Source organism: Pragia fontium DSM 5563 = ATCC 49100 (genome assembly GCF_900112475.1).
Lineage (GTDB): Bacteria > Pseudomonadota > Gammaproteobacteria > Enterobacterales > Enterobacteriaceae > Pragia > Pragia fontium.
Window position 1 is genome coordinate 1 of sequence record NZ_FOLW01000025.1, and the last position, 6,697, is coordinate 6,697.

Sequence of the window (6,697 nt, forward strand, 5' to 3'; positions counted from 1 at the left end):
GCTTTTAGTCAATTGTCCACTTCTGCCGATGAAGCCCGCTATGAAATCACTTTATCCCCACGACTGGCGCTGCTGGATAACACCCTGAACAGTGCCATCTACCAGAACCAAACCATCCCTCAGGTGGTAGAAGCGGTACTGCGAAATCATGAACTAACCGGCGTAGACTTTCGCTTTGAGCTCAATGAAAGCTATCCAACTAAAGAGTACATTACTCAGTGGCAGGAGAGCGATTTAGCCTTTATTCGCCGTCTGCTGGCGGACAGCGGTATCTGGTTTCGTTTTGAAAGCCATGCCAAACACAGTTGCGATGTGGTGGTGTTTGGCGATTCAGAACAGCAATATCAGGACGGCCCGACCGCCAGCTATCGTCAGCCATCGGGCAATAACGATAACGGTATCGAGTCGGTATGGGAGATGTCGATTTCCCGCAAGACCGTGCCACAAAGCGTATTAACTCAAGATTATAACTACCGTAACGCCCAGACCGGAATGAAGTCCGAGGTCAACGGTGCCCAGAAAGATAACACCACCCGCGGTCGTCAGTATCTTTACGGCGAGCACTACCGGGATAAAGGCGAGGTTGTTGGCAGCGGCAATGCTCAGGATGACCTGTTAAGCCAGTTTAGTAATATGCTACCGGGCGGTCTGGGGGATATTCCCGGCGTCAGCCAGCTCAGTGGCATTGCCGGTTCCGTGGGGGGCGCGGTAGGTGGTGTGACTGGTGATATTGGTTCAACGGTCAGTTCTGCTGCCAGTTCCGTGGGTTCAGCGGTTAGCGGCGCGGCACAGCATGTTGCGGGGCAGGCCAAAGGGGCGATAGATAGCGTCAGTGGTTCGCTGGGAGGATTAGCGGATAAAGGTGGCGAACTGCTTAATAGTTTAACCGGCGCGGGTGAAAACGGTAGCGGATCCGGTGCCGCAGAACCCGATGGGGTTGGTCAAGGGGCTTGGTATGCTCGCTTGCGTCATCAGCGTTTTATGACCGAGCAAATCACTATTCGCGGTAAAACCACTTTATCTCATCTGGCACCAGGCCAGATATTAACCGTGACCGGCTCACCGATAAATGAAGCGGGCAGCGGTATTCTGATTGTTTCGGTGGAAAGTGCCGGTGACCGTCAGCAGGCCTATGTCATTAGCTTTACCGGTATTCCTTACGATGTATTACGTCCTTATCGCCCGGAACGTTTAGCCTGGCCAACCATTAGCGGTACTTTACCTGCTCGGGTGACCAGCCCGGATAATGACACCTACGGCTATCTGGATGTGCAGGGGCGTTATCGGGTGAAGATGGACTTCGACCTGAACGACTCATGGCGTAAAGGGGAAGAAAGCCTGTGGATGCGGCTGGCTAAGCCGTACGCCGGTGAAACCTACGGTATGCACTTTCCGTTAATCGACGGTACTGAAGTGGCCATCGCCTTTACTGAAGGGAATCCAGATCGGCCGTATATCGCCCATGGTATGCACGATTCACGTCATCCGGATTTAGTCACTGCTGTTAACCATAAGCGCAACGTTATCCGCACCCCGGCCAATAACAAGCTGCGGATGGATGACGAACGCGGCAAAGAACATATCAAAGTCGCCACCGAATACGGTAAAACCCAGCTTAATCTTGGTCATTTGGTGGACGGCGAGCGTAAGCAGCGTGGGGAAGGATTTGAGCTGCGCAGCGATGAATGGGGCGCAATTCGGGCGGATAAAGGGCTGTTTATCAGTGCTGATGGGCAACCTACGGCACAGGGCGAGGTGCGCGAGATGGCACCGGCGATGGAACAACTGGCCGCCGCCCACGCCCGAATGCAGGGGTTGAGCCATGCGGCAGAACAGGCACAAGCGCTGGTGGCCGAAATTGAGGCGCAGAAAACGTTGATAGAGCAGCGGCTAAAGGATTTAACCGCCAGCGTCATTTTGGCCAGCGCGCCGGACGGCATCGGTATTGCCAGCGGTGAGGATATGCAGTTGGCGGCATCGCGTAATGTCTATCTTACCGCCGGTAGCAACGCCGATATCGGCGTGGGTAAAAAGCTGACGATAGCGGCAGGGGATGCCATTAGTCTGTTTGCCCACCAGTCAGGGATGAAGCTGTTTGCGAATCAGGGCAAAGTCGAAGTGCAGGCGCAGAATGATGCCATGCAGCTGGCGGCCAAGCAGGATCTGGAGATTACCAGCGTGGATGGCAAGGTGATTATCAGTGCTAAAAATGAGCTGGTGCTGAACTGCGGCGGGGGGTATATCAAGTTAAAAGAGGGTGGGATTGAATTGGGTTGTCCGAAGAATGTGGTGGTGAAGTCGGTTGCGTTGCAGAAGATGGGAGCGGCAAGTTTAGATACGGTTGTTGAGCTACCTGAAGGGTGTCAACCATCGCAGGAAAGTTCTTCTCAGGGGCAAAGTGCTGCTGTTGAGCTTTGATTTAAACTTATACAATTTTGAAACTCGCAGATGAAAACAACAACAATAATTAAAACTAAATTCCAACAACCAGGAATCAATGATCAAGCTTTAGTCATAACGAAGGCATTGAAAGCGCATTTTGCCAGACATTCTAACCAGTGCTATCTCTTGTTGGACCCTTTTTTACGTAATTTTATTGATGATGATTTGATTTATGAACGTATAGAGAATAAGGCTATCACTGATGTATTAATACCCCATGCATCAGTGGATAAAACAAGAGTACCTTTTATTATATCGCTGGATTTAAATAAGCCAGAGGATAACGAGCTTCTTTTCCATTCAGTTTATGAATCATTATTTGAAACACACCCTAAACGTATCGCAATGGGGGAAGGTCGGCGATTTTGTGGTTGGCTATCAGCATCCACAGCAACTAAATTAACAGATTTATCCTTATATATGGGACGTGTAGCGATTCAACGTTTATCTGAGGATAAAACGATTTTATTACGTTTATATGATCCTGCGGTAATGATACAACTTTGGTTCTTGTTATCAGAGGTTCAAAGACGAATTTTATTTGGCTTGGTGGATGATTGGTCAATCATTACTGGTGAGGGTGAGCTTTATACTTTTCCTGCATCGGAAGCCACTTTATTTGGTGCGCATTCTTTAGGTTTATCGCCGGAACAATATAAAAAAATTAGTTGGATAGGGGCGATTAACCGAGGTCTATGCTTTTATCGTCAGTTAGATAATCGTCCATGGATTAGCGATCTTCAGGTTCAAAAAATATTATTTCCACTGTTTGAAAGAACACAGCATTACTCTTTCAATTCATATGATGACATTAATGATTTAGCGATTAAGGCATTAACGGTTCATCCTTATTTTGATAAACATCCGTTATTGGCGTTGCGCGTTACGGGAATGCCTTCGCCAGTACGTTATCGTGACTTGATACATGGCATAACGCAGCCAGAATGGACGATGATTCAAAATGATTGTATTGCCAGCTATGGCTCGCTGTCAGACTTATTGATGAAGAATTGATTAAAGGGATATTAAGATGAGTCAAGATAAAGGTTTTGTATGTGATTGCCAGACGAGAGGATTGGCGATTTTACCCGTTCGCTATGCGGTAGTGCCTAAGTCAGTTAAACAAAAGCTGCCAAGTTGGGCCGATCATGGTTGGGCAAACAGCAAAGGTTTTCAGGCGCAATTAGATGAAGAGCAATATCATTATGCCTTAAGGGTTTTAAGACAGGGCTTTATTTATCTGTATTTACCTAATCTTGAAGAGCAGGAAAGATGGCGTGTTTTCAGTGTTGCTAAAGATGGCACATTATGGAAGCAACCTAGCGCTCTGGCGGCAAAATTAAAGGATCAGTCAGATTGTAGTTCACCCGGTCATCAGTCAACCAGAACGGAATTTTTTTGTATTAGTGAGCCGGAAAAATGTGGACAGATTTGGATCGCTTATAGTGAACATAAGTGGTCGGAAAATACGTTAAATAAATATGCGGCCGATCCAGGGTTGCGTATGAAAGAGATCAAATCGAGTGAATGGACGGCGCCATCAGATAAGGATGATATTGCTAAGGCAACGGCAGAGAGTTTGAATTCAGTATTGGATTATTGTTCGGATTTTGATTATGGCAGTTTTCCAGATATTGATTATGGACTTTCCGAACCGTATGCCAAGGTACTAACCAGAGATAATAAAAAAGAGATTTTGGCTTCTCGGGATAAATTGTTCAACTTGACAACTGGTCAGCCTGACGACTTTAGTTTTATTAGTGAAAAGGTCGAAACAATAACCTCTCATCACCTGTTTGTTAAAGCCCGTCATGGTAATGCTGCGAATACGCTCGAAATAATAGAGCGATGTACATCAGGGGATAATGCACCACTTCTGATAGCGTTAGATGATCCTATCGGTATTATTCATGACTTAAATGATTCCTATAATGAACTCTCGGGAAAACTGACTCAGTATACGGAAGAGCTAGCTTATTATTATAACGCCTATAGCCTCGTTGGAAGTTTGAAAGATCTCATGGAAAACTACGACGCTATTATGGACGAGGGAAAAGCAGCGGAAATAGATGAACCTTATAAAACTCGTCGATTAAATAGAGTTCAATTAAGAAAGATTTGGATGAAAGAGCCTGTAGATCCACTCTTTTTTAAAGAGCTAGACAGGATTACGTTTGAGTCATCTTTTAATGATAACGAGGCAACTTATAATAAAAGTTTGAATGAGCTGAAATTATCGGTTGATAACAGTGTTGTTAGAAAGAAGGCTCAGGGAATGACTTCAGCAGAGTTCATATTAATGGATCGCTGGAAGAAATATCAAAATAGATTAGATAAGAGCGGACTATATAATACCTTTAATCAGAACTATGACAGCTTACAGGCAAAGATTGCTCAATTAGGGGAGCTACGCTGTGGGGAAATAGTCAAATGGTTAAAAGATAACTGTTTTGAACAGGTCTTAAATGATTATGACGATAATATTGATGAACAGACCGGCGATCTTGCTGATGCCGTTGAGTTTAAAGAAGTTATATCGGCAGCCATTAGTGGGATTAATGCAACTCAATCGGGAATGGCATTAATTGATGAGTGGATGGATAGTACTGAATCAGGCAATGGTAAAAACTACCTCAGGCGAGTATTGGCATTTAATCAGTTAGATGTCGTTGCTGAAATAGATTCTATAATGAGTGAAAGAAATAAAGCTGATGGGGAAAATGACGTCATGGAAGGAGAGGTAGATTCCATTCTATCTCAAGTTAAATGGAGCAAGATTGCCGATCTCTACAAAAAGGCTCAGGGATATGCTAACACTCAGTTAAGATTGGTTGATCAGGATCCAAGCTTTAAACAACTTCCCGCCAGCTGGCGGCCGATAAGATATGTTAATGATGTTTTGTTGGTTAACTTTGGCTTTCGCTTTTTATTTGCCAGCTATGGGCCGATATCTAAATCGGGAGAGTTAATGCTGCTGAAGCTTCTTCATGTCGGCTCACTGATTACAGTGGGAACCTCTCATAAAGTGGTAAAACAGCTTTGGGATATGCGTAAAAATAGTCGGGCAGCCTATATCAAAAAACTGAAGGGAATCAGTCAGGTTGTGGATAAGCGCATTAAGACAGAATCTGCAGAAATAAAAAAAGCCTTTGCAGAATTGGAGGCCAGCACTAAAGCCAGTACCTCGAGATCGGGCGTCGCTGTTAGAGCGAACAATCACAACATTCCTGCACGTAATGGAGTGATTGACGTTCGCCTGGCATTTTTAGTGGCCGTGCTGGAAGTATGGAATCTGATGCATATTTCTGAGATGCTAAAAAACGACCCATATAATCAACAGCTTCAGGATAAATTAACCATCGCCAAATTTGCTGTGGTTGGAACGACGATTGAAACATTGGCACAGACCACTAAGCTGATTGCAACGGATAAATCGTCGTTGTTTCAAGTGTTGAAGGTGAGTGGCGCGGTGGTGAGTGCCGGGGCTGGGGTGTTAAGCGCATGTAGTGATGTAGGTCAGATAGATAAGAATGCGAATAAAAACAATTATGGTCTTGTTACCTTATATTTAGCCAGAATGTTGGGGAATATTGGTTCATCGGCCAGTGGGGTATTAGCTGCTTTAACCTATTCTACGCCAGCAATGGAGGTATTTGTTAATACCAAACTGGCAGATTTATTAGTTGAAAAATTGATACAGCGAGAGGTGGTTGGTTTAGCCGCCAGAACAATGCTGTTTAGGGCCATTGCGATGGGGGCAGGGATCTATATTTCTTTGGCAATATTGGCTATTAGCGCACTGATCTATTTTCTGGAAGATGATGAAATGGAGGAGTGGATTGATAAAAGTGCCTTTGGCCTTAAACGGGTAACGGATTATAAAGATCGTCCGCAGCTTCAACAGGAAGCATTTGAAAAAGCGTTGAAGAAAATATTGGGGATTGAAGAGCCACCGGTGCAGGTTGATGTTCCCGTGATGGTGATTCCTATGAATCAGGAAATTCCTGGTCTTACCGGTTGGCCGCGAATGTAGTCAGAGTTAGTTAATGATAAATGGAAAAATAATGGACAGTAAAAAATTGGAATCTTCATTTGTGGTCTTTTCCGGCATGATATCCAATTTGCAAGTGATATCCAGCGAAAGTAACCTGTTTCTAAATCAGGAAAACCGCCGATTAGGGGCATTAGCTACGCTGGGACTAGCGGCGATAGGGGAAAGTGGTTCGGCGGCGACCTCATTACAACATGCAAGCGG

General features: G+C 45.1%; 4 protein-coding genes. All 4 read left to right on the plus strand.

What is annotated here, in order from left to right; all coding sequences use genetic code 11:
* A partial coding sequence (locus BMZ28_RS17125) for a DUF2345 domain-containing protein (RefSeq protein ID WP_074825141.1) occupies window positions 1-2,418 on the plus strand: 2,418 nt, incomplete at its 5' end.
* Window positions 2,419-2,448: 30 nt separating this feature from the next.
* Entirely contained in the window at window positions 2,449-3,456 is a 1,008-nt protein-coding gene (locus BMZ28_RS17130) for a DUF4123 domain-containing protein (protein WP_083399715.1), read from the plus strand.
* Between the two features lie 16 nt (window positions 3,457-3,472).
* Window positions 3,473-6,475, plus strand: a complete 3,003-nt coding sequence (locus BMZ28_RS17135; RefSeq protein ID WP_074825145.1) for a T6SS effector BTH_I2691 family protein — start codon at window positions 3,473-3,475, stop codon at window positions 6,473-6,475.
* Window positions 6,476-6,506: 31 nt separating this feature from the next.
* The coding region (locus BMZ28_RS17140) for a hypothetical protein (RefSeq protein ID WP_139211656.1) at window positions 6,507-6,697 on the plus strand (191 nt) is incomplete at its 3' end.

Excerpts from the sequence above, each read along its gene's own strand:
- BMZ28_RS17130 (WP_083399715.1), top strand. The coding sequence starts at position 2,449 with ATGAAAACAACAACAATAATTAAAACTAAATTCCAACAACCAGGAATC.
- BMZ28_RS17135 (WP_074825145.1), top strand. The coding sequence starts at position 3,473 with ATGAGTCAAGATAAAGGTTTTGTATGTGATTGCCAGACGAGAGGATTG.